The following is a 25,897-nucleotide window of genomic DNA, read 5'->3' on the forward strand; positions in this document are numbered from 1 at the left end:
TCCTATGAAAAAACTATTGTTACTGTTGGCGATGGCCGTTATGGTTATCGGTCTTGTAGCAGGCTGTGGTAAAAGCGCTGATAACGGCGGCGACAAAAAATCCGGCACTATCGGCTTCTCTGTTTCCACATTGAACAACCCATTCTTCGTATCTATGAAAGAAGGCGTTGAGGCTCAAGCTAAAGCGCTTGGTCTTAAAGTTAAAATCGTTGATGCTCAAAATGACCCTGCAAAACAAGCAAATGATATTTCCGACTTGATTGAAAGCGGCGTTTCCGTATTGATCATCAACCCTGTAGACTCTGCAGCTATCTCTACTTCCGTAGAAGCAGCAAACGCTAAAAACATTCCTGTAATCACTGTTGACCGTTCTGCTGATAAAGGCAAAGTAGTAGCTCACATCGCTTCTGATAACGTAAAAGGCGGCGAAATGGCAGCTCAACTAATCGTTGATAAAGTTGGCAAAGCTGCAAAAGTAGCTGAAATCGAAGGTATCCCTGGTGCTTCCGCAACTCGTGAACGTGGCCAAGGTTTCCACAACGTAGCTGACAAAGACTTAACAGTAGTAGCAAAACAAAGTGCTGACTTCGACCGCACAAAAGGTTTGAACGTAGCAACAAATATCTTGCAAGCTAACCCAGACGTACAAGCTATCTTCGCTCATAACGACGAAATGGCATTAGGCGCTATCCAAGCAGCTAAATCCGCAGGCAAAACAATCTTCATCGTAGGCTTCGACGGTACTGCTGACGCAGACAAAGCTGTTAAAGACGGCACATTGGCTGCAACAATTGCTCAACAACCAGACCAAATGGGTAAAATCGCTATCGATACAGCTCAAAAAGTTATCAAAGGCGAAGCTGTAGAAGCTAAAATCCCTGTAGATCTTAAAGTTGTTACAAAATAATTGTATATAGAAACTGGGTACAGAAAAAGAGTCGCACCATTTGGAGCGACTCTTTTTTATTGCTATATTGTAGGACAATAGGATACAAGAGCTCGAATACATCCCCTACTACAAAATAGAACAGGCCTGTTCTATTTTGTAGTACCCCTATATATCCTTTCTGAGAATTAGTACAGGCCTGTACTAATACTGAAACCACATGTATAGGACGTTCTGAGATTAGAACATAAAGTTCACGTCTGTACGCCAGTAATCACCTAATTTATTACCGTCCATGTCTTTATTGCCGAAGCCATAGTAAGCACCGATGGATACATTTTGGAATGGTACGTAGTTTACATTAGCTACAAAGCCTTTAAAACCATTACGTACATGAGCAACGCCCTTAGTATCCACATAGTGTTGATTGTAGAAGCTATAGGCCGGTGCAAAGGCACTACTGAAGACAGGCGAGTTAGCTTCTTCATAGTAATATTGACCACGTACGCTATAGGTACGAGCTTTACTAATATTGTAATTACCATAACCTATACTAGCCATCCAAGCTTGGGAATTGGATATGCCTGGTGCTGTAAGCCATTCGCCGAATGCGTTCCAACGGTTGAAGTTCATATTCGCGTTAAGGCCCCAAATATTTTTGTACGGGGATTCGATAAAGGATTTAACTTGTTTACCTGTAGCCGCATCAATGTCTTGACCTTGGTATAATTTACCATTATGGAATCGGCCATACATACCGCCAAGGGTAACATGTTTGTTAAGTTTACCTTTCACTTCTAGCATAGCTGCAGAGATAGTGTTTTCCTTATTTTGGTACGTACCTGCACCACCCCACCAGTAACCATAGCTAGCGGATACATCTAGCTTACCATGTTTATACATAAGGCGCGCCCCATCGATGAGGTCATCATACATGAGCCCTAGTGCAGGCGTATAGAGTTGACGGCCTACGCGCAATGTTGTGTCTTTACCAAAATGATGATCTACATAGGCAAGATTTACCTGAGCTATATTAGCATTGCTATTGCCGAGCTCACCGGAACCTTGTACACGAACAACGGCATCGGTTTTATCATTGACCTTAGCATTAAAGATCACACGCGCCCGATAATCAAAGGAGGAATGCTTTCCATAAGCATACGCATCATTTTTCAATTGGCTGCCGCGATAGCGTAAACGATAATTTCCTGTTACCTTCACATTACCCACTTGATCTTCTAATTTTGCTACACGCACGCCCAATGTATTGAGTTCATTACTAAATTCATCGGCCAAGCGATTAATCATAGCTTGTTGTTCCGCATTAGCGCGGTCTTGATTCGCCATGGCTTTCGCTACCATTTGAGCCATTTCATAGCGTGTAATATCTTTATTGCCTTTGAAAGTCCCATCTGGATAACCATTAATAATACCGGCAGATGCCAATTGTTCTACTGATTGATAGGCCCAACTAGAAGGCTCTACATCACTAAATGGATTGGCTGCATAGGCACTAACAGAACCCAATACAAAACAAGAAACTAAACTTGCTACTAATTTTCTATTCATAGAGATAACCCACTCTCATCTATACACAAACAAAATATATGACTCTATATTCTCTACACCGCATCATCATACTATATAACATGCGATACACGTATTAAAGATACCGCCTATTCATGAGGTGTTGTATAGTTAATATCTTGTGCCTTGTAGCTTTCACCATGAGCCAATACATGCACGATGGTTTCTAATGTGGCACGCACAGTTTCAACAGCCATACTTGGTTGATTTGGTTTATCCACCACTTGAGATGGCAAGTACGGAATGTGCATAAAACCAGCCTTGATATTGCCCTTTTGTGCCGCATAATGGCATACACCATACATCAAGTGATTGCATACAAAGGTACCAGCCGTATTAGAAACTTTTGCAGGAATGCTCGCTTGATGCAATGCATTGACGATATTTTTAATAGGCAATGTAGCAAAGTACGCACTAGGCCCATCAGCTACGATTGGCTCATCCTCTGGTTGATTGCCTGCATTGTCTGGAATACGAAAATCATCGCAGTTAATAGCAACACGTTCCACTGTAATATCTGGACGGCCCCCTGCTTGTCCTACACATAGAATAAAGTCTGGTTGGCATTTTTCAGCAGCTGCTTTCACAGTATCAACAGAAGTATAACGTACAGTTGGCACCATTTGAGTTACCACCTTGTAATCGCCATCAGTATAACCATCCATCGTTTTTACAGCTTCCCATGCAGGATTAATAGGTTCGCCACCAAATGGATCAAATCCAGTAATTAAAATAGTTTTCATCATAACACCTCATAAGGATATTTCAAAAGATTGTTCATCCACAGAACAAGGTCTTAAATAAAATAGTACATCAATAGGATGTTCAACAAGAGCATAATCAATGCAATTGGAAGTTGAGCTTTAATAACACCGTATTGGTCGCGCATTTCAAGAAGCGCTACCGGTACAATGTTAAAGTTGGCAGCCATCGGTGTCATCAAGGTACCGCAATAGCCAGCAAGCATTGCGATAGCACCAATAGCAGCTGGGTTTGCACCATGAGCTACAACGAGCATTGGAACACCGATAGCACTTGTAATCATCGCAAAGGCTGCAAAAGCGTTACCCATGATCATTGTGAAGATGACCATACCGATGCAGTATGCTACAACTACGAGGAATACATTATCTGCAGGCACCACACTAGCTACAGCACTGGAGATAATTTTACCAACGCCAGCCAAATTAAATAGATAGCCTAGGGCCGCTAATAATTGGGACAAGATAGCAGTCCAACCGATAGCATCGATAAGACGACGACCTTCATGGAAGCCTTGGTTAAATGAACCCTTAGTGATGTAAAGAGCAGCGCACATTGCGATGATGGCCGCAATACCAATGCCTACAAGAGCACCTAATTTAGTGAAGAAACCGATTACGAAGGTAATGATACCAACAAGTAAGGCCGGTACGAAAATAACATTACCAATACGAACTGCTTCGCCTTTTTTGAATTCAATAGGAGATTCAAAGTAATGACCTTTGCCGAGTTGTTTTACCAAGACGATAACAGCCATGGCGATAACGAGCCAGCCATTGATTTCTTTTGATAGATAAGAACCAAAGATAAAGGACACGCTGTACAAGAGCCAGAATAAACCTGTACCGATACGATATTTATGTTCTTTATCTAAAAATGATTGAATGGCAAAGATAAATAAGATGATCCCTACGAGAAGGTATACATAATCTAAGGGCTGCATTTTATAGATAAGTTCTAACATATTATTCAGCCTCCTTCTTTAATTCTTCTGGTGTAACAAGGATATTAAATTCATTAGGTACTAATTTACCAGCTTTCATATCCTCTTCGTCACGCGCTACAGAGGCTTGAATTGTTTTATCAAAGATAATAAAGCGAATGAAGTTAACGATATAGGCACAAACAGCAGTTGGCAATCCGTATAACACCATATCTGTTAACTCTACAGAATAGCCTAATTGTTCCATAACACCTTTGATAAGCAATAACCCACCAGCAGCAAGGAATAAGTTTTGACCGAAGAAATTGCCTGTATTATCTGCAGAAGCAGCTACACCACGCACCTTATCAAGAGTACGTTGAGATACTGGGCGACCTTGAGCTACTGCAGCTTCACTCATAGGTGCAATCAACGGACGTACCATGGCAACCATACCGGACATATTAATACCAAAAGCTACAGTTACTTGGCGCACAAATAAGTAAATCATAAAGATACGACCAGCCGTAGCAGCATTGATCTTGCCAATCAAAATTTCTGCCCGCTCACGTAAGCCATGACGTTCCATAAGACCAATAACAGGTAAAATCAAAATAAATAATGACATATAACGATTTTTAACAAAAGCCTCCCCAATGGCACCAACGATATCGTTGATACTGAGACCACCTGCAAGGCCCGTTACAAAACCTGCGGCTACGACAACTAACAAGGCATTAAAGCGCAGCATCAGACCGATGACCATCACTAAAATACCAGATAAGACTAACATAGTCTCACATCCTTTCAATAAACCATCTACCATTCAAAACGAACGCATAGATATGACATATATGTATATATTATATATCTAAATGTAAAAATTCTGCACTATCTTATACAAAAAAATACACCTCATGAGGAATATTCTCACGAGGTGCTTGTATTAGTTATATCAAGTCTTTTTTAAACAATACCGTTGTATGTTGTTTTCCTCTAAAATGTACTTGATCATAAGCTTTAAATCCAAAGGATTCATACATCTTAGGCAACCATGGGTGCTCTTTAGCCGTCCCCAATGTAACAGCTGGTGTCTTAAATTGAGTTTTTAACAACTCTTCTGCATAACCTAGTGTTTCCCGTGCAAAGCCTTTGCCTTTGAAAGCTGGTGCTGTTACGAAATGGGCAATATGTGGAAATTTATCCGGTGTAGAGTATTTAACCCACGGCATGCAGAATGTAATAGAGCTCACTAATTGTCCGTCAATATACAATCCATATACAGGATAGTTTTCAATCCACTCTTTAGATTCTTCTTCGGTAAAATCGATGGCATCAAAGGTAATTGGAAAATCTTTAATAGCTGCATAACCATCAATTAAAACCTTATGGTATTCCGCTGTATCTTCTACTGTTAATTGTCTGAATTCTTTCATTGTCTTGCCCTCATTTTATATCTTTATCAAACTACTATTTTTATATTTTATACATATATTCTGTATATTTATTATCATGAATGTAATTATACTACTATATGTATCTAAATGCAATAATTTTACATAAATATTTGATGAAGTTTTATAATCTTTATAATAAACAAAAACAGGATGCATCACGAGGATACATCCTGTTTTGGAGCTTTCACAAGCTCGAGGGGAAGTTATAGTCAATGTATTATTGGCTAATACGGGAACCATATACGTCGCGTTGGTTTTTAGGTTCGTTGTTAACGCGAACACGTTCTGTTTTATGACGGTCATTATCGCCACCAGAAATACGGTCAACACGGTAATGGTTAAGACGAATATTTTGTAATTCAGGTTGGAATTCATCCATAGCACGACGCATGTTATCATCGATAGGTGCACCGTTTTGAAGAGCACGGTACAACATAGTTGCGAATTCGTAACGAGTCATTGTTGCATCGCCTTTGAATGTGCCATCAGGGTAACCAACAAGGATACCATTACCAGCCAATTGGCTAATGTATTGGTAAGCCCAGTGATTGCGAGGAACATCTGGGAATTCAGCAGTTTTGCTAGGATCGATTGCATGTGGATTCAATACTTGTAACAAGTTATTGTATTTATTTTCAATATCTTGAAGACGTGCGTTCAATTCAGCAATTTCACGGCCCATAGCTACACGGGAACGAGATTCAGGTGCACGTTTGCCAAGACGAATGGATACACCTGCATTTAATTGAGGATTACCATTACCTACTGTGCTACCGATGGAGAACATTGTGTCTTCATTAGGACGGTAGAAAGCACCCAATGCAGCAGAGTTAGCATTATGGTAGTGACCATAACCAGCAGCTACTGTCCATTTATCATCTGGGTTAAAGTCTAATGGATGTAACGCAGCCAATGCAGCAGAACCTGCACCTACTTTGTTAACGCGTTGTTCTACATCACCTACACGATTATTCAAGTTAGTAATATTATTATTGATTTGACCTGGTGTGGAGTTGTTGATTTGAGTTTGTAAATCATTTGCTACGGAGTACAATTGGCTACCATTTACAGCGTCTGTGGAGTCAGCGGAAATTTTACCAGCTGCTACATTATGAATTTGACGTACTTCATTTGTATTACCAACAGATACAGAGCCAACAGGATTTGTACCTGCAAAGCCACCAAATGTATGACCTGCTACAACACCATTAGTTACACTAGTTGCTGCACGAGTAGTTGAATCAGCACCTAATGCGATGGAATTTGCAACAGATGCATTCGCTTTATTACCAATAGCAATGGCGTAATCTGCGTTTGCAATAGCGTCAGAACCGAATACATTAGAACGCACACCTGTCGCTTGTGCACCTGCACCAAAAGCTTGTGCATGGTTAGCAGTGGCTTGCGCAGAGGAACCAATAGCGGTAGAGTGATTATCTAATGCCCATGCACCAGAGCCAATTGCATTAGATTTGTATCCAACAGCACGACTTTCATAACCAACAGCTACGGCACGATCTGCACCATCTTGACGAGCAGACAATTTACTAGCCAATTGAGCATCTGTAGCGACATTAGGATTAGCAACAAAATCACCTGCTTGTGCACGTGTACCAATTGCTATAGTTCCAACGCGATTAGCAGTCGCAGTATTGCCAATAGCAGTTGCATTGCTTAATGTTGCTTGAGATTTGCTACCAATAGCAATTGCTGCATCACCACTTACAGTATTAGAATTACCAACAGCTACAGAGTTAGCGCCATAAGAACCCGCTTGGCGCGTAGCACTATCTGGCTCATTATCGCTTGTACGATCTCGGAAAGAATGGTCTGCAATAGATACTGTATTGCCTACACCAAAAGCTGTTGCATTTTCTGCACCACCAGCGATTTTATTTTGTACACCAACAGCAGCAGAACGATTTGCTGCAGTAGTTGGATTCACACGATGGGAATCTGTTGGTGTTGCTGCTGCTTGGAATTCACCTACAATGTTGTTATAACCATATGCTACGGTTTGATTACCATTTGCTTCATTTGTGTCACCAAATACTTGTGCATAACGGCCAAATGCTGCATTGCCATCACCAAAAGCATTAGCATCTTGTCCATTTACATAGTTTTGGTTACCAAATGCACTAGTAGAACCAGATGTGCTGCGCACTTCATTTTGTTGGCCTACTGCAATATTACCTGAACCTGTTACTACAGTTGTTGGTACTGTCACATTGCTGGATACTGGTGTATCACTAGTTACAATTAAACCATCAGCAGTATTAATTGGTGCCGCACTAACAGGAGCAACTGCGGATACACCAACAGCTGCTGTAGCAGCCAATACTGCAAATGCTAATTTTTTGGAATGTTTGTTTTCTCTCATCTTACACCCTCACTAAATTAAAATCCTTAACAATATACAATACAATTTTTCAGCCTCTCTATTCGCCTCTCTCTTTAGCCTAACCTAAACATATTTTTCTCTCTATCTCTAAATAATTATGTTTGAGTTAGTTTAAGAAAAATTTATATTGTTAATTACTTGCATAGCATATCAAAATTTTACGATATGCACAAGACTTTTTTCCATATAAAGTTCATTAATAACACTTCACATACATCAAAAATAGCTTGATTGCCATTGTTCTATACCCTATTGATATGTTCATCAATTTTTATGATGAGCTTTAAAATCAGAATATTTTGTACCCTTTTCATACGATACATCAATTTACTTATAAATAATCAATATTTTAATAAGCACAGCAAATCCAAAACACATCACCCTCACTATATTTTCATGAACAAATTATGAATACTAGATGTTTCTATTCATTTACAATACTGAATAATTAGTTGTTTTTATGTATTTTTAAATATATTTTAATATTAATTCGAACATTATCTCAACCACATCAAATCTCTATTTTTAAACAAACTATAAACGGTCTTTTCCCTTTTCCCTTTTCATTTTCACTAACCTTCCATAAGTACTTAATTACGAAAATCATATACAGAATTATTAATTTACATTTATATACATACAGGATATAATCAAGATGAACACTATATATCTTATTTCGTAATATATAAAGGAGAGGATATTATGGAAAAAGTAAACCAACGCGGAAAGTATTTATTCATTGCTGGTATTATTAGTTTAATTATTGCCATTGTAATCTTATTTGTCATTCCAGATCCATCAGCTAACAATGTGGAGATTGCAAAAAAAGCTACTAGTGCAATGCAAGCGGCACAAGAAATCTCTAAAAACAATCAAAGTAGTATTTTAATGCATACAATTGGCATGGGTCTATTAGGCTTTGGTATCACTGGGACTGTGGGTGGTTTCATCCTAAAATCTTTTAAGAAAAAACAATAGAATATCTCATATAAAAAGGTGTTACTACATCCCCTATTGAAACAGTATTAGCTGTTATCAATACAACGAGGATGTGTAACACCTTTTTATTATCTATTTGATTTATTATAAAAGAACTATCAAACCTATTTAACACGTTTCATAATTAGCAATGCCAAAATAATCCCTAATGAGGATGTCACAAGTTGTGGCCAACTAGATACAAAGAGCATGGCATTTACAATCTTTGGTGGAAGTTGGAATAAAGAAAAAAACAACGAATATCCACCAAATAGAACGCCTGCTTTCACCAATGCAGCCACAATGATAAGTAAAAGTTTTGGTTTATGTTGCAACCAATGTGCGACTAATACATAGGCTGTCGTGCCTAATCCTGTAATAAAAATAAATGGTGGCAATGGTAACATGCCTTGTAAATGTGCTACAACTGGCGCAACCCAGGCAATAACAAGACCATTTTTCCAACCATAACGCCATGTGGCAAGCACAAATGTAGCCGATGTGATAGACCCAATAAGGAACATGCTGATCTGATTCGGAATAAATGGAAACATAAGACGCAAACTTTGCGCTAACAAGGCTACGGCCAACAAAAGGCCGGTGCCTGTAATAGATTTTGTAGACATAAGAACCTCCACTTATACGATATAAATTTTACAAGAGGTACTTACCTCAAACAAATAGATTAAGCTTTCACAAAAAATAAACGTACCCGATCATACACCCAGTTATAGACATAGGTGTACACCAAGATAATCAAAGTCATAGAAATATCCGTAATAAAAGCCATCCACAGGGTGATACTCATCATATACATAATCATTGGCACCGTAGCCGCCAATAATAGACCTTCAAACAATACAGCATGAATCGTGCGAATTACAGGGCCTCGTGCCAATCGATCACCTGGTACTAATTTATCAAAGATCCAGTTAAATATGAAATTCCATATGACTGCAGTCAACGAAATTAATATCATCAGCAACAACGGTTGCCCCTCATGAGGAATAAACTCAATGACCAACATCCCTATTAAAATCGCACCCAGTTCAAATATTACTGATTGTATCGTACGTTCAAGAATAGACATATATACCTCGCGTTTATATGCAACCTCTATATGCGTTATTATAACACAATCTAGAGTTTCATTTTAGGTATGAAAAAGCCCTAATATATCTATCGAGCGACTTGCCTCTAAGTGAGTCACTCCACTTTAGGATAAAAAAAGACCCACGGAACATTCTGTGAGTGCGACTTGCGAAGAACTGGAGTGCGAATAGAATGTTCCGTGGGTCCCTATTTTATTATCCTAAAAGTGGCATTACGAACTGAATCCATGGAATACCCACTACGATAAAGATCGCGAGGTAGATAATCCCAAAGATAGCACCTAATTTCCAGAATTCAGGACCTTTGTTATAGCCACTAGCAAACCAAATTGGGCTGTGACCAGTACCATATGGTGTAAGGATACCCATAATACCCATTGGTACTAACAGAATTAACATAACTTGAGCTGGATCAACACCAGGAATTTGAAGAATTAGAGTAGCAAACAAGCCTACCATAGCTGTTACATAAGCAGTGCCAGAAGCAAAGAAGTAACGAAGTAAGCAGAATGCTAATAACAAACCAAGAACTGCCATTGTAGGATCTAAAGAAACCAAAGAACCACCAGCAGATTTAGCAAGCCATTCTAAGAAGCCTACGTTTTTAAGGCCAGAAGCCATCGGTACGAGTGTAGCAAACCAAGTCAAAACATTCCATGCTGGTTTGTTAGCAAGGAAGTCTTGCCATGTCATAATCTTAGTGAAAATCATCAAGATAATAACGATCAAAGCTGTTGTTGTAGGGTTTACTTTGAATGTAGAAGCACCAATCCACAACACAAGAGCCAATACAGAAATTAAGGCCATGAAGATTTCACTGCGTGTCATGGAACCTAGTTTCTTATACTCATCCTTTGCCCAGGCTGCAATTTCAGGAGAGCCTTTCACCTCTGGTTTGCAGAATACATAGGTCAACAATGGAGTGATGATGAACAAGATAAGGCCTACTGGCAAGAATGCCAAGAACCATGTGCCCCAGTTCGCCGCTACGATACCAGATTTAGCAGACAATTCTAGAGCCAATGGATTTGGCGCTGCACCAGTCAAGAAGATGGAGCTAGATACACATGTAGTTGCCAACGCTACCCAGTTCAAATAGGAACCAATTTTACGAGGGTTCTTATCTGGATAGGAGTCAAACATCGGACAAATACTAGATACGATTGGATAAATCGTACCACCAGAACGAGCCGCATTACTTGGAATAAATGGAGCTAACACAAGGTCCGTAATGGCAATGGCATAACCAAGGCCTAAAGAGGACTTACCAAGCTTTGCTACGAGGAACAAAGCAATCCGACGACCAAGGCCAGAGTTTTCATAACCAATACCAATCATGAAGGCTGCAAAGATCAACCATACGATAGCATTAGAGAAACCACTGAGGCCCCAGCTGATAGCTTGCGCATCAGTAATCGCCTTAGCGACACCGGTTGCTTTATCTACCACAGGGGCAGGACCAACCTTAAACAACATAGATACGGTAACAGCAATGATACCGATAAAAGCTGGTGGCATTGGTTCTAAAATCAAACCTACCACAAGGCCTGCGAAAATACTTACATAAATCCAAGAATTTGCGCTAAGACCTTCAGGAGCGCCGATGAGCCATACAAGAATAGCTACTACAAGCGGTGCGAATAATTTCCAATTCAACTTCATTAGAAACTCTCCTTACTACTTCAAAACAAAAATTGCAAAAAAATGCCTATTTAGTATATCAAAAATTTTAATAAGATGATATAAACTTAATCATAATACTTATTAATTGATAATAAACTTTTAGTAATAAATTTCATCCTACTAGATAATTTTAAATTTATGCAATATAATATATATCTAAAATTGTTAATTCACCTAATTTTACTGAAAGGATTTAAATGAAACCATTCATACACTATATAAAACCTTTATGGTTTCCTGCCATCATCGTATCGGTCCTTTCGTTACTCACTGTAGCAGGCACATTATATATACCAACATTGACGGCAACCATCATCAATGATGGTGTCCTTAAAGGCGACCTAGAGATGATTACCACCTCTAGCATGAACATGCTTGTTGTGGCATTACTAACCGTCCTATCCGCTATTCTAGGTGTTGCTATGAGTGCTCATATTTCAGCATCTGTAGGCAAGGTATTGCGTGACGATCTAGTAAAAGCATTACAATACTTTTCACTCCGCGACTTTACACACTTTGGTACTGGCACCATCTTGATGCGCACAAGCCGAGACGTAGAAAAAATTCAATCTGTTCTCGGGGAAGGTTTAAATATGATCCTCCCTATGCCACTCATGATTTGCGTCGGTCTAGGACTTACCTTCTATAAGAGCTGGCAACTAGGTCTCGTCATCCTTGCCGTTATGGCTTGCATGATATTTACCATTATCTTTATTGAAAGTCGCGCCTTACCAATTATCAAAGCTATTCAATTAAAGCTAGATGATATCACCGATATGGTTCGAGATCATATCGTAGGTATGCCTGTTATCAGAGCTTTCAACAGAAAAATCTACGAAAACGACAAGGAAATTGTTATTTTTACAGAATCCGCCCAACTGAACAAAAAGCTGCGCCAAACCTTTGCCATCGGGTTACCGACGATACTCATTCTATTTAATATGAGCACCGTTGCTATTCTCTGGCTCGGCGGCTACAACGTCAGCATGGGTTCCCTACAAGTAGGTGACATCATGGCCGTTATCGAGTATGCAAACCTCATCCTATTGAGTATGCTCATGGCCATATTCGTAATCATCGACATCCCGGAAGCTATCGTGTGTTACGCTCGTATTCGTGAGTTGTTAGAACACGAAAATACAGATTCATTCCCTGAACCATATGCTAGTAGTATGACAAATTCAATTTCTCAATCTACTAAGTATTCTACTAATCAAGGAAGCTACCAAAACTCTACAGGAACAGAAACAGAAACCTTAACCTCAACCTCAACCTCAACCTCAACCTCAACCTCAACCTCAACCTCAACCTCAACCTCAACCTCAACCGATAATACACCACTTCTGGAATTCCGTAACGTTACCTTCCGTTACGACAATGCTGAGTCCCCTGCGCTGGAAAATATCTCCTTTACGGTATATCATGGCGAGACGTTAGCGATTATGGGCGATATCGGTTCTGGTAAAAGTACAATCACCAATCTTATCCCTCGCCTCTTCTCTATTGAATCTGGAGATATTCTCTTTAAAGGTAAGTCCATTTATGAGTGGAATGTAGATGACTTGCGTGCCCGAATCGGTTATGTACCACAACGAGCTTATTTATTTACTGGTACAGTAGATATGAACGTACGATATGGTGCAGCACCAAATCAGGAAATTACCGCTCAAGATGTAGAAAATGCATGTCGTCTATCCAAGGCAGATGAATTTATCGACCGTCTTGAAGGTGGTTACCAACATATGGTCGCTCAAGGGGGCACTAATCTATCAGGTGGTCAGCGACAACGCCTTGCTATGGCTAGAGCCTTAGTGCGTAAACCTGATTTATTCATATTCGACGATAGCTTCTCTGCTCTCGATGGTACCACAGAACGTGCTGTTCGCAGTGCATTATACGAAGAATTGCAAAAGGATAATCGCCCTGCTCTCATTTCTGTAGAACAAAAGGTAAGTGCTGCTAAAAAAGCAGACCATATTCTAATCATCAACAGAGGTCAAGTTGCAGGATATGGCACACATGATGAGCTAGCAACTACCTCTACTGTATATCAACAAATTTTAGCATCTCAGGAGGTGACAGCATGAGCCCATTACGTCGTTTCCTAATAGAATCTAAAAGCCAATGGGGTTGGCTCGCACTGCTTATCCTAGCACTTATTACAGCTGCTATGTTTGAGGTATCTGCTCCGGTGTTACTTGGCAAGGTCGTAGATGCTATTGTTAGTGGATTACAAACAGATCAAGATATCAATACTATCTTTGCCTCTATTGATACAATCATCCTCTGGCTCATTGCCATCTATAGTGGACATGCCTTATTCACCTACTTTGGGGAATACATGATGGCCTCTATCGGTTCAAAAACAGTACTCGCTTTACGTACACGCATGAGTACTCATTTATACTCATTGCCTATCGAGTACTTTCACGATCACCAGCGAGGTGATTTACTAAGCCGTCTCACCTCTGACTTAGATACTGTAGCAGAAACAATAGGCCGAGGCGTGCCAGGCCTTGTATCTGCCATTATCGGCATTATTGGTGCTACTGCAATGATGCTGTGGATTAGCCCTATACTAGGCATCTCTATCATCGCTATTATATTCATAGGTATCGTATGTTTAACATGGTTATCTAAACGAGCGCGTCGCATCTATCTCAAAAACCAAAGTGCTCTAGGTGCTTTCAATTGTGGTATAGAGGAAATCGTAGTAGGAAAACCGCTTATCCAAACCTTTGGACTAGAAGAAACCACTACTCATCAAGTAAACATACTTAACGAGAATCTCTTTAAAAGTATGCGAAATGCTGCTTTCACAAGTCAACTAGTAGAACCGCTCGTTAAATTTCTAAATCAAATCACCTATTGCCTCGTTGCCATTCAAGGGGGGCTCATGGTATTACGTGGTTCTATTTCCATTGGTGATATCCAAGCCTTCTTCCTCTATGTCGGTCAAGTTTCGGACCCTCTATCCCGCAGTTCCTATATCCTCACAAAATTCCAAGAAACTGCGGCGGCCTTGGGCCGTATTTACGAGGTTATTGATACACCATCCGAAATCGATACGGGTAAGAAAACGCTAGCTAATACATCAACACATCCAGGCACTATAGATTTTGAACATGTTGATTTTGGCTATACGCCGTCCAATGTATTTATGAAGGATATCAACATCCATATTCCTGGCGGCGCCATGGTAGCTATTGTAGGTCCTACAGGTGCTGGCAAGTCCACATTGGTAAACCTTATTATGCGCTTCTATGACATTATAAATGGCCGCATCACCATCGATGGTGTCGATATTCGCGATGTGTCTCGTGAAAGCTTACACAACACAGTAGGCATGGTATTACAAGATGCTTGGATTTTTACAGGCACTATCGCAGATAATATTGGCTACGGCAAACCAAATGCTAGTCGTGAAGAAATTGAATACGTTGCCAAACTCGCCATGGCAGATCACTTTATCCGAACCTTGCCAGATGGCTATGATACAGTTCTCAAACAAGGTGGTGATGACCTATCTCAAGGTCAACGCCAATTAATCACCATCGCTCGTGCCTTCTTGGCAGACCCTAGTATTCTCATCCTCGACGAAGCAACAGCAAATGTAGATACACGCACCGAGGTGGAGGTTCAAAAAGCTATGAATACCCTCCTCAAAGGACGTACAAGTATCATCATCGCCCATCGCTTGTCTACAATTAAGAATGCGGACTTCCTACTCGTAGTAGAAAACGGTACCATTGTAGAACAAGGGACACATCACGAACTGATTGAACGCGGTGGTCACTATAAAGAACTATACGAAAACTATGTAGCAGGAATAAGTATGTAAAATTCATATAGCAATTAACAATGAATGAAGGAATTATCTATAACTTTTTGTGAAAAATGATATTCCCAACTTTATAAATATATACTTTATCAACCTCTATATTAATCATTTCTTTAATATACTCTGATGTAAATATTAGTACTAAAATAAAGATGTTACCAACCTTTCCAAATCCGGTAATGGAAAGGAGGTGCATTATGCGTAGTACGTTTGTTTCTCTTCTCTTAGCAGTCATGATAAATATAATTTCTTATTATATTTGTAAATGGTTAGACTTGCTATTTTTGTTAATTGGTAACTAGCCTCGGGTTGTTCCGTAAAAACAAAAGAACCACTGATAAGCTGCAACTTATCAGTGGTTCTCTTATTTGTGCATATGCATAGCACGTTTCTCTAGTAAAAGTATATCATGAACCTATCTAGAGAACAAGTAGAACACCAAGATACTTTATTTCGATTTAGTATCCCTTCTTATTCACCTTTTGGTACAAACCATAGGCCATTGTTATTTTTTTCCATGTAGTCTTTGAATTCTTGAGAGTGGTAAGCTGCTACGATGTCTTTTGCCCATTGTGCATCTTTGTTTTTCTCATTAACTACGAGTTGTAATAACCATTGTGGCAATACGTCTTCATTTGCCAATGCAGATTTAGGATCAATTTTTGCATTATAAATAATAGCGCCTGTAATAACGATATAATCGAAATCAGTACGTACAGAAGGAATTGTAAGGGATTTCATTTCTGTAAATTTAAGATGTTTTGGATTTTCAATAATATCTGCTTGAGTTACTGTTGCTAAATCTTTGTTAGGATCAAGCTTAATCCAACCGATTTTTTGCAATAACGCATAAGCACGAGCCATGTTGGATGCATCATTAGGTACAGCAATAGTGTCGCCATCTGCTACTTGATCTAAAGATGTTTTAGAACCACTAAAGATACCTGCTGGTACTGTTGGAATTGGTGTTAATGCTACAAGATGACCATTTTGTTTTTCGTTAAAGTTTTTCATGTATGCTGTATGTTGTTCAACGTTAAAGTCAACCTCACCATCACTTAACACTTGGTCAGCTTGTACCAAATCAGACATATCTACGCCTTTAAAGGTATAGCCTTGTTTCTCCAAAATTGGTTTTACACCTTTTTCAAACAATTCAGAGTAAGGCCCCTGAGATTTACTGTAGGTTAATTCTTTTTTAGCACCATTATCGCTATTATTAGAACCGCAGCCTGCGATAAAAGCTACGCTGAATACTAATGCTGCACCAAGGGCAAGAAGCTTTTTAAATTTCATAGTATTTTCTCCTATACTTTCACAATCAATATAACTAAAATCTATTTCATCAAATTAGGAACGACGCGCACGACGTGCAAAATAGTTACCTATTGTTTGAATAATTTGAACAAAAATAATCAAAATAACTACGGTAAATAACATCAATGGGAAGTTCAATCGTTCATAACCATAGGTGAGGGCCAAATCACCTACACCACCAGCACCAATAGCACCAGCCATAGCAGTAGCACCGATTAGACCAATAGTACCCGTTGTAATAGATAAAATAAGCGAACCCTTTGCTTCTGGTAAAAGAAAATGCCAAATCACTTCAAAATGAGAGGCCCCCATCGATTGTGCTGCCTCGATAATGCCTTTATTAACCTCTAAAATAGAGTTCTCAAAGAGTCGGGCAAGATAAGGTGCAATGAATATAACAAGTGGTACAATAGCCGCTGTTGTACCAACACGAGTACCTACAATCATCTTAGTTAACGGTAATATAAACACCATCAAAATGATAAATGGTACAGAACGCACAATATTAACAATTGTATTTGTAATGGTATAAACAATACTATTTTTAACGATACCATTAGGATTTGTTACTACCAGTGTGACTGCGATAATTAGACCTAGTACTGTACCAATGAATAGAGATAGGAACACCATATATAATGTCTGTTCTGCGGCTAATAATAACTGCGATCCTGGAACACCAAGTTCTTGCATGAAGAAATCCATTATAGTGTCACCTCCTGCCATTCAATACCTTGAGCGACAAGATACTCTTTTACCTTGCCCACCTCAAAATCATCGCCAATAAACTGAACAATAAATATACCAAGCACAGTATGTTCTAATTCTGTTACCGTAGCAAATAATACACTCGTTTCTAAATCAAAGGTTTTATTAATATGATATAGAACATTATCTGTCGTATTATTTCCTAAGAAATGCATCTTAAGAATTGTGTATGGCCTTTTATCACAAGCTAATGTATGTTTCACTGTTGATGGAATTTCATCAGGAATTACAGTCCTAACAAATCGCTTTGTTGTTTCGTGTTTAGGTTTACTAAACACCTCAAGTACAGATCCGCTCTCTATGAGCTTTCCATGCTCCATAACTACAACTCGATTACATATTTTCTGAATTACATCGATCTCATGAGTTACGATAACTACTGTTACTCCTAGTTCACGATTAACACGTTCTAGTAATTGTAATATAGAATCTGTTGTATCAGGATCTAGAGCACTGGTTGCTTCATCACAAAGCAATATGGATGGATCTGTAGCTAATGCACGAGCAATACCAACGCGTTGTTTTTGACCACCAGATAATTCTCCAGGATATGCATTTGCTTTATCGCCCAAATCAACAAAGTCTAATAAGGTTTTAACTTTTTTATCAATGTCGGATTTTGGCACTTTATTAAGAATTAGTGGGATAGCCACATTATCATACACAGATTTAGCATTCAACAAATTGAACTGTTGAAAAACCATACCGATGCGCTTACGAACCTTTCTAAGCTCATTAAAACTTAAACCATTGATATTCACACCATCTATTTCAACATGACCAGAGGTAGGTACCTCTAAGGCATTAATCATGCGAAGCAGTGTAGATTTACCAGCTCCACTAAAGCCAATAATGCCAAATATATCGCCTTTTTCTATGGTAAAGTTTACATCAGATAATGCAGTAACCTTTTGCTTATTAACGTCAAACTCTTTCGTTACATTTCGTATAGCAATCACTGTACCACCTATTTCCCTATACATTAGTAGGAATTAATATTTTTCTAAAACATATCTTTAAAGTATGTTTTAATTGTATACTTAGATTACTACAATTTATAATGACTGTCAAACACAAAAAAACCTCAAAACTAAATGAACTGCACCTCCAAAAATTGTGTCCAATTTTTGGGGTGCAGTTCAAAAAAGGTTGAGGTTCTTTTATTTATCTATATCGATTAAATAAGTACAATGATCCTAGTATAATTGGCGCTCCAATATAGAGTCCCATATTAGGATATTCTCCTAATAAAAAGGCTGCTACTACGGCTGCCACGATTGGCGAGATATACATAAAATTGGTTACATCCGAAACTTTTTCAGCATGTTCAAAGGCATAGCTCCAGAATACGAATCCTAATGCACTGGAAAAGAATGCTAGGTATACCATAGCAAGCTTCGCAGTGACTGGTGCGGCTACAATCATTTCAATAGCATGATCTGCAAAAGGTAGTGCCATAATAGCACCTGTAAACATGGACCACATAGCGATAGTAATAGAGTTATAACCTTTCAGACTAAGCCCGCGATTTAGAATATTATAAACCGCAAACAGTATCATACCAATCAACGTCCATATGGCCCCCATTGGAATGGTCAGAGTGGAATTCCAAAAAATAATAACGGCCACACCTATAAAAGCAGTTATGGTGAAGAGCCAACCTATAGGGCGTATTTTATCCTTATAGACTACCAATGCCATCAACGCTGTAGTCATCGGTGTCAAAGCCATAATAATACTAGATGTAGCGGCCGGTATTGTTCGCAATCCTTCATTAAAAACGACTTGGTAAACGAAGTTTCCTGTAGCCCCTAACAGAATATATATGCCCCACTCACGCCAAGATGTAGGTATATGTAATCCCTTAAATACACCAATAATTAGCATGAGTATAGCACCACCTACAACCCTCGCTACCGAGAGTGTCAATGCATCTACTGATTGCAATGCTACTTTACCAAAAGGAAACGCCGTAGCCCAAACGGCAATGGTGGCAGATGCCCCTAAAATGGCTTTCATACGATTTGTCATTAGCATCTACCTTTCTACGTAATTCCATAATCAATACTATCTAAATATTACCATAATAACACCCTACAATTCCAAGAAGATCCATCACAATATATCGAATACTTTCCATTTATTGATATAAGTTTTCATTATTTAAAGATAATACAAAAATTAGTTCTTTCAAATATACACACCCAAATAAAGCAAGTTAAGTACTACACTTTCAATATATTTACATAGTGTTTCCAATATTATTAAATTACAAATAACACCTATTCTTACGAAATTTGCATAGTATGTATTGAAAATCCATATCATTTATATATTGTGAGTTTTAGATAAACATTGTACACTAGATATATCAAAATCTATAGTTATATCCATTTATGGAGGTGCAAAATGCAACATACTGCATGGAAAGATTTTAACACAGGTGTGTGGGATAAAGCGATTGACGTACGCGACTTTATCCAAAGAAACTATGTTCCCTATGAAGGGGACGACTCCTTCCTAGTTGGTCCTACAGAACGTACTACAAAATTGTGGGACAAGGTAATGAAACTATACGAAGAAGAACGCGAAAAAGGTGGCATGCTTGATGCCGATACTTCCGTGGCTACACACATCACTGCGCATGCCCCAGGATATATCGACAAAGACCTTGAAACTATCGTTGGTTTACAAACTGATAAACCTCTAAAACGCGCTATGTTCCCTTATGGCGGCCTTCGTACAGCAAAATCTGCTATCGAAGAATATGGCTTTAAAATGGATCCTCAAACAGAGGACTTCTTCAAAAAACATCGTAAAACTCACAATGACGGCGTATTCGATGTATACACTCCAGAAATGCGTGCTGCTCGTACAGCGCACATCGTAACTGGCTTGCCAGATGCATATAGCCGTGGCCGTATCATCGGTGACTACCGTCGTATCGCTCTATATGGTATCGACTACTTAATCGAAGAGAAAAACCAAGAATTCAGCATCACTATGGGTGATATGCTAGAAGACGTAATCCGTGACCGCGAAGAAATCAAAGAACAAATCCGTTCCTTGAAAGAATTAAAAGAAATGGCTGCATCCTATGGCTACGACATTTCCGAACCAGCTAAAGACGTTCGCGAAGCTATGCAATGGATTTACTTCGGTTACCTTGGTGCCATCAAGGAACAAAACGGTGCCGCTATGTCCATCGGCCGTAACTCTACATTCCTTGATATCTATGCTGAACGCGACCTTCGCAATGGTACATACACAGAAGAACAAATCCAAGAATTCGTAGACCATTTCATCATGAAATTGCGTATGGTTCGCTTCGCACGTATCCACGAATACAACAACTTGTTCACAGGCGACCCTGTTTGGACTACTGAATCCATCGGCGGTATGGGTACTGACGGCCGTACATTGGTTTCCAAAATGTCCTTCCGTTACCTACATACATTGACTAACCTTGGTCCTGCTCCAGAACCAAACCTCACTGTACTATGGTCCCCTCGCATGCCAATCGGCTTCCGCCGTTTCTGTGCGAAATTATCCATCGAAACTTCTTCCATCCAATACGAAAACGACGAATTGATGCGTCCTAACTCTGGTGATGACTACGCTATCGCATGTTGCGTATCCCCAATGCGTATTGGTAAAGAAATGCAATTCTTCGGCGCTCGTTCTAACCTAGCAAAATGCTTGCTTTACGCAATTAACGGCGGCGTTGACGAAAAACTTAAGAAACAAATCGGTCCTAAATACCGTCCTATTACATCCGAATACTTAGACTTTGACGAAGTATGGGAAAAATTCGACGACATGATGGAATGGTTGGCAGGCGTATATGTAAACGCATTGAACATCATTCACTACATGCATGATAAATACGCTTATGAAAAACTAGAAATGGCATTGCATGACCGCAAGGTAACTCGTTGGTTCGCAACTGGTATTGCTGGTTTATCCGTAGTAGCTGATTCCTTGTCCGCTATTAAATACGCTAAGGTAAAACCTATTCGTGACGAAAACGGCATCGCTGTTGATTTCGAAATCGAAGGTGAATTCCCTAAATATGGTAACGATGACGATCGTGTAGATAGCTTGGCTTCCATGGTTGTTTCCACATTCATGAACAAGGTGCGTAAACATCCTACATACCGTCAATCCGTTCCTACTATGAGCTTGTTAACAATTACTTCTAACGTAGTATATGGTACTGCAACAGGTTCCACACCAGATGGCCGTAAAGCTGGTCAAGCTTTCGCTCCTGGTGCTAACCCTATGCATGGTCGTGATTCTCACGGTGCCGTAGCTTCGTTATCTTCCGTTGCAAAAATGCCATGGCGCGATTGCTCTGACGGTATTTCCAATACCTTCTCCATCGTTCCAGACGCATTAGGTAAATCTGGTGAAACATTTGTATCCGTAGGCGATTTTGATATTGAGTTAGACCCTTCTCAATTGCCTAACAGCAATACAAACTTCGCTTGCAGCGAACCAAATGTTACTATAGAGGAAGATAAATAATCTTCCACCGTATTGTATGCTTTCACCGGCGTCAATACTCGTATTTTGGTTGAAAGGAGGAATACCCATGAGCAACCAACAACAAGTGGATAACTTGGTAGAATTATTGGATGGCTACTCCCAAAAGGGCGGTCACCATTTGAACGTTAACGTGTTCACTCGTGAAACATTGTTAGACGCTCAAAAACATCCTGAGTTGTACCCTCAATTGACTGTTCGTGTATCTGGTTATGCAGTACACTTCAACAAATTGACGAAACAACAACAAGATGAAGTTATTTCCCGTACATTCCATCAACAAATCTAATCGAGGTTTTCTATGACAGGACGTATTCATTCACTAGAAACGATGGGTACGGTTGATGGTCCAGGCATGCGCATGGTGGTATTCCTTCAAGGATGCCCCATGCGTTGTGCCTATTGCCATAATCCAGATACGTGGAATGAAGAAAGCCAAGAAGCTAAGTTCATGACCGTTGAAGAAATTTGGCAGCAATACGAACGTAACCGTCAGTTCTATACGAACGGTGGCATTACTGTCACAGGTGGGGAAGCATTGATGCAAATTGACTTTGTCATCGAGCTTTTCACATATTTTAGTGAAAGAAACGTCCATACCTGTTTAGATACAAGTGGAATTTGTTTTGATCCCCACCAAGAGGTGGCATACCGTAAGTTACTGAGCGTAACGAGTCTCGTCATTTTGGATATTAAGGACATCGACCCTACTGTCCACAAATGGCTAACCGCACAGCCTTTAGAACCAATCCTTCAATTCGCAAAACTGACAGCTGATGTAAATGTGCCGATTTGGGTGCGTCATGTGGTGGTACCTACCGTTACAGACAATGCAGATCGTCACTATAGGCTAGGCTTTTTCTTAGGATCACTACGCAACTTACAAGCCGTCGACTGTTTACCATATCATGTGATGGGTGTTGCCAAATACAAGGAGTTAGGGATTACCTACCGCCTTGATGGCATCCCGGCCGCTACAAAGGATTTAGCCGCCAAAGCGAGCAAAACCGTTGTAGAAGGCATAAAAGCATATCGTAGACATTGGTGGAGTCCCATCAAAACACAAACTAATCATAATCAAGTTTGAGGATAACTACCTCCCTTGATATATATCATATATATATTAAAAACTTGATCTATGATACTAGCCCTAAACGAAAATAACCCCTGACCACACAACCGGTCAGGGGTTATTTGTGTATCTATTAGGAAACGACGTTAATCGGTTCACCTTTCAAAAAGGCTTGTACATTATCGCGAATAATACCTACCAAACGTTGACGCGTTTCGAGGCCCTTCCAGCCCATGTGAGGTGTGATAATGACATTATCCAATGTATACAGAGGACTATCCTCTGCTGGAGGTTCTACCTCTTGTACATCAAGGCCAGCACCGTGAATGCGTTTAGCTGCCAAGGCGTCACATAAATCCGCTTCATTAATAAGTGCACCGCGACCCGTATTAATGATGACAGCATTAGATTTCATCTTAGCGATTGTATCCTTATTAATCAAATGTTTTGTCTTATCATTCAATGGGCAATGTAAGGAAATATAATCACTTTGCGCGAGTAATTCATCAAGGCTTACATAGCGAATACCCTCGCTATCTTCCTTTGGCGTACGCGTATGAATTAAAATGTTCATATCTAAAGCCCTTGCTACCTTTACAACAGCCATGCCGATATGACCTGCACCGATGATACCTAATGTTTTACCATTAACTTCGGTGTGAGGGACTTGTAAATGTTTAGTAAAATTGCTACGGTCGCCTCTAGCAAGCATACCGATTTGTTGCTGCATAGTAGATGCAAAATTTAGAAGCATCATAATCGCCGTATGAGCTACCCGTTCCGTACTATAAGCTGGAATATTGCACACCGTAATGCCCTTAGCACGCGCCGCATCAAGGTCGATGTTGTTATATCCAGTACCAGCTTCTACGATGAGTTTCACAGATTCAGGAAATTGTGAAAGCAACTCTGGCCCTACAGGTATTTCTTTTGTTACCACTACAGTAGCGCCTTGAATACGTTCAATAAGCTCAGCATTTGTGCTATCGTCATACACTTGTACATCATTTGATAATACAGAAAAATCTAGCAAGTGATCATAATTCATCTTACCAGCATTAACCACTACAACTCGTTCGTTCATCATATCCTCCTCACGATTGTTATCATAAGTGAAATCATTTTATATACTAATTATACTACTAAATGCTACATATTATACGTCATATTCATTATCTCCTATGCTGATTTTGACTAATGACTCCTAGAATCTAAGTATAAATGAAATTTCAGCATAAACTTTCACAAAAACTATTGTTTAATTCCCTAAAAGTTATACAATAAAAGTAATGTATTTTAGGAGTGAAATAATCATGAGACCAACATATTTAACGATTGATACAAGCTTGGTTCGCGAGAACCTACGAAAAATAAAAGACAGCCTCCCTGAATGGAGTACATCCACAGCGGTTATCAAGGCCAATGGCTATGGTCACGGCAGCGTTATGATGGGACGTATTGCTGTTGAAGAAGGTTATGAATCCTTAGCCGTTGCCATTCCAGAAGAGTCTGTACCACTTCGCAATGCTGGCATTATGGTACCTATTTATCTATTGGGTCTGACGAGACCACAATCCTTTGAACTTGTAGCGGATACGAATTCCATTCCCGCCGTTTGCGAATCTACCGATTTAGAGGCCCTCAACAAAGTGGCGGACAATCACGATATGATTATCCGCGTTGCCGTAGCCGTTGATACAGGCATGCACCGCATAGGTATTAAACCAGAAAATGCGGTGGAATTCATTAAGCGCGTTGAATCCTATCCAAATCTTGCAGTAGACGGATTCTTTTCACACATGAGTAATGCCGATGCAGCAGATCAAAGCCACGCTCATGGACAGGCTCAAAAATTCCATACAATGGTGGATGAAATTCGTGCCTTTAGACCTGATGCGGACTATCGTTTCTCCCTCGCCAACAGTGCCGGCCTACTATCCGTAAAGGATAGTCTCTTCACAGATGCACGACCAGGTATCATCCAATACGGCATTATGCCATCTCTCGATGTGCCAAATCGATTAGGTCTAAAACCGGTTCTCTCCTTCCACAGTGAAGTCGTTCATGTGCAGCATCTCGAAGCAGGCGAAGGTATTGGTTATGGTTCTACCTATGTCACACCAGAACCGATGACAATCGCTACTATTCCTGTAGGCTACGCCGACGGGTATCCACGCAGCCTATCTAATCGTGGTACTGTTCTCATCCAAGGTACTCGTTGTCCTGTTGTAGGGCGCATTTGTATGGACCAATTCATGGTCGCAATACCTGATACAATTACAGTCAAACCAGGCGACAAGGTAGTACTATTGGGGTCTCAAGGTCATGAAAGCATCTCGGCTCTTGAAATTGCAGCCCTTGCCTCCACCATTCCTTATGAAATCTTCTGTGGCTTCTCTGATCGCGTGCCAAGACAATACATATAACACAAGAGGATGACACAATTTATTCTATTGTCATCCACAAAAGTAAAAGCACCACCGAAATTCGGTGGTGCTTTTATTCTCCTATACCATACACATATGGATTGTGTGTGTTGTGTGTGTATTGTGTGTTGTGAGAGAGA

General features: G+C 39.8%; 22 protein-coding genes. 8 read left to right on the forward strand and 14 right to left on the reverse strand.

All coding sequences use genetic code 11. The annotated features are described in order from the left end of the window. Positions 1 to 4: 4 nt before the first annotated feature. Positions 5 to 907, forward strand: a complete 903-nt coding sequence (gene rbsB, locus O3598_RS05245; protein WP_005384445.1) for a ribose ABC transporter substrate-binding protein RbsB — start codon at positions 5 to 7, stop codon at positions 905 to 907. 219 nt (positions 908 to 1,126) lie between these two features. Here rbsB and O3598_RS05250 read toward each other — a convergent pair whose 3' ends face one another. From O3598_RS05250 to O3598_RS05275, 6 genes are all read right to left on the reverse strand, one after another. Further along, a complete protein-coding gene (locus tag O3598_RS05250) occupies positions 1,127 to 2,455 on the reverse strand; it encodes an S-layer homology domain-containing protein (RefSeq protein ID WP_371452056.1) in 1,329 nt (442 codons plus the stop codon). A 107-nt stretch (positions 2,456 to 2,562) separates the two neighbouring features. Continuing rightward, the gene (pcp, locus tag O3598_RS05255) at positions 2,563 to 3,216 is read right to left on the reverse strand and encodes a pyroglutamyl-peptidase I (RefSeq protein WP_038141567.1); all 654 of its coding nucleotides are present in this window, start codon (positions 3,214 to 3,216) and stop codon (positions 2,563 to 2,565) included. Between the two features lie 53 nt (positions 3,217 to 3,269). Continuing rightward, the gene (locus tag O3598_RS05260) at positions 3,270 to 4,199 is read right to left on the reverse strand and encodes a DUF979 domain-containing protein (RefSeq protein ID WP_371452058.1); all 930 of its coding nucleotides are present in this window, start codon (positions 4,197 to 4,199) and stop codon (positions 3,270 to 3,272) included. A gap of 1 nt (position 4,200) precedes the next feature. Continuing rightward, complete coding sequence (locus tag O3598_RS05265; RefSeq protein ID WP_016476098.1) at positions 4,201 to 4,950, reverse strand: DUF969 domain-containing protein; 750 nt, start codon at positions 4,948 to 4,950, stop codon at positions 4,201 to 4,203. 157 nt (positions 4,951 to 5,107) lie between these two features. Beyond that, positions 5,108 to 5,593, reverse strand: a complete 486-nt coding sequence (locus O3598_RS05270; RefSeq protein WP_316589592.1) for a GNAT family N-acetyltransferase — start codon at positions 5,591 to 5,593, stop codon at positions 5,108 to 5,110. Positions 5,594 to 5,831: 238 nt separating this feature from the next. Continuing rightward, a complete protein-coding gene (locus O3598_RS05275) occupies positions 5,832 to 7,994 on the reverse strand; it encodes an S-layer homology domain-containing protein (protein WP_316065026.1) in 2,163 nt (720 codons plus the stop codon). 723 nt (positions 7,995 to 8,717) lie between these two features. On the opposite strand from O3598_RS05275, the gene O3598_RS05280 reads away from it, so the two are divergent. Further along, positions 8,718 to 8,993: a hypothetical protein gene (locus tag O3598_RS05280; RefSeq protein ID WP_016476100.1), complete on the forward strand. Its 276-nt coding sequence runs from the start codon at positions 8,718 to 8,720 to the stop codon at positions 8,991 to 8,993. A gap of 125 nt (positions 8,994 to 9,118) precedes the next feature. On the opposite strand, the gene O3598_RS05285 is transcribed toward O3598_RS05280, so the two are convergent. From O3598_RS05285 to O3598_RS05295, 3 genes are all read right to left on the reverse strand, one after another. Then, positions 9,119 to 9,619: an ECF transporter S component gene (locus O3598_RS05285; protein WP_016476101.1), complete on the reverse strand. Its 501-nt coding sequence runs from the start codon at positions 9,617 to 9,619 to the stop codon at positions 9,119 to 9,121. Between the two features lie 59 nt (positions 9,620 to 9,678). Continuing rightward, positions 9,679 to 10,083: a PACE efflux transporter gene (locus tag O3598_RS05290; protein WP_005384425.1), complete on the reverse strand. Its 405-nt coding sequence runs from the start codon at positions 10,081 to 10,083 to the stop codon at positions 9,679 to 9,681. Between the two features lie 217 nt (positions 10,084 to 10,300). After that, on the reverse strand, positions 10,301 to 11,767 hold the full coding sequence (locus O3598_RS05295; RefSeq protein ID WP_119209100.1) for a DASS family sodium-coupled anion symporter: 1,467 nt from the start codon (positions 11,765 to 11,767) through the stop codon (positions 10,301 to 10,303). Positions 11,768 to 11,985: 218 nt separating this feature from the next. On the opposite strand from O3598_RS05295, the gene O3598_RS05300 reads away from it, so the two are divergent. Together O3598_RS05300 and O3598_RS05305 are read left to right on the forward strand one after the other, a co-directional pair. Continuing rightward, the gene (locus tag O3598_RS05300) at positions 11,986 to 13,875 is read left to right on the forward strand and encodes an ABC transporter ATP-binding protein (protein ID WP_371452059.1); all 1,890 of its coding nucleotides are present in this window, start codon (positions 11,986 to 11,988) and stop codon (positions 13,873 to 13,875) included. Further along, a complete protein-coding gene (locus O3598_RS05305; protein ID WP_316595921.1) occupies positions 13,872 to 15,629 on the forward strand; it encodes an ABC transporter ATP-binding protein in 1,758 nt (585 codons plus the stop codon). The genes O3598_RS05300 and O3598_RS05305 overlap by 4 nt, the downstream gene beginning before the upstream one ends. Before the next feature lie 471 nt (positions 15,630 to 16,100). Here the strand turns inward: O3598_RS05305 and O3598_RS05310 are convergent, their stop codons facing one another. The 4 genes from O3598_RS05310 to O3598_RS05325 all read right to left on the reverse strand — a co-directional run bounded on the left by O3598_RS05310 (position 16,101) and on the right by O3598_RS05325 (position 19,745). Next, positions 16,101 to 16,925: a MetQ/NlpA family ABC transporter substrate-binding protein gene (locus O3598_RS05310; protein ID WP_005384421.1), complete on the reverse strand. Its 825-nt coding sequence runs from the start codon at positions 16,923 to 16,925 to the stop codon at positions 16,101 to 16,103. 54 nt (positions 16,926 to 16,979) lie between these two features. Beyond that, complete coding sequence (locus tag O3598_RS05315) at positions 16,980 to 17,651, reverse strand: methionine ABC transporter permease (protein ID WP_005381510.1); 672 nt, start codon at positions 17,649 to 17,651, stop codon at positions 16,980 to 16,982. After that, positions 17,651 to 18,673, reverse strand: coding sequence for a methionine ABC transporter ATP-binding protein (locus O3598_RS05320; RefSeq protein WP_371452060.1), 1,023 nt, complete (start codon positions 18,671 to 18,673; stop codon positions 17,651 to 17,653). The genes O3598_RS05315 and O3598_RS05320 overlap by 1 nt, the downstream gene beginning before the upstream one ends. Before the next feature lie 205 nt (positions 18,674 to 18,878). Next, the gene (locus O3598_RS05325) at positions 18,879 to 19,745 is read right to left on the reverse strand and encodes a DMT family transporter (RefSeq protein WP_371452061.1); all 867 of its coding nucleotides are present in this window, start codon (positions 19,743 to 19,745) and stop codon (positions 18,879 to 18,881) included. 378 nt (positions 19,746 to 20,123) lie between these two features. On the opposite strand from O3598_RS05325, the gene pflB reads away from it, so the two are divergent. From pflB to pflA, 3 genes are all read left to right on the forward strand, one after another. Beyond that, entirely contained in the window at positions 20,124 to 22,241 is a 2,118-nt protein-coding gene (pflB, locus tag O3598_RS05330) for a formate C-acetyltransferase (RefSeq protein WP_005381464.1), read from the forward strand. A gap of 67 nt (positions 22,242 to 22,308) precedes the next feature. Beyond that, entirely contained in the window at positions 22,309 to 22,548 is a 240-nt protein-coding gene (gene grcA3 / locus O3598_RS05335) for an autonomous glycyl radical cofactor GrcA3 (RefSeq protein WP_005376651.1), read from the forward strand. Between the two features lie 12 nt (positions 22,549 to 22,560). Continuing rightward, a complete protein-coding gene (gene pflA, locus O3598_RS05340; RefSeq protein ID WP_005376673.1) occupies positions 22,561 to 23,346 on the forward strand; it encodes a pyruvate formate-lyase-activating protein in 786 nt (261 codons plus the stop codon). Between the two features lie 118 nt (positions 23,347 to 23,464). Here the strand turns inward: pflA and O3598_RS05345 are convergent, their stop codons facing one another. Continuing rightward, positions 23,465 to 24,415: a 2-hydroxyacid dehydrogenase gene (locus O3598_RS05345; protein ID WP_156717951.1), complete on the reverse strand. Its 951-nt coding sequence runs from the start codon at positions 24,413 to 24,415 to the stop codon at positions 23,465 to 23,467. A 229-nt stretch (positions 24,416 to 24,644) separates the two neighbouring features. Here O3598_RS05345 and alr point away from each other — a divergent pair, with 229 nt between their 5' ends. After that, the gene (gene alr, locus O3598_RS05350) at positions 24,645 to 25,757 is read left to right on the forward strand and encodes an alanine racemase (RefSeq protein WP_156717932.1); all 1,113 of its coding nucleotides are present in this window, start codon (positions 24,645 to 24,647) and stop codon (positions 25,755 to 25,757) included. Positions 25,758 to 25,897: the final 140 nt, after the last annotated feature.

The sequence above is a fragment of the Veillonella atypica genome (genome assembly GCF_041431435.1).
Classification (GTDB): domain Bacteria; phylum Bacillota; class Negativicutes; order Veillonellales; family Veillonellaceae; genus Veillonella; species Veillonella atypica.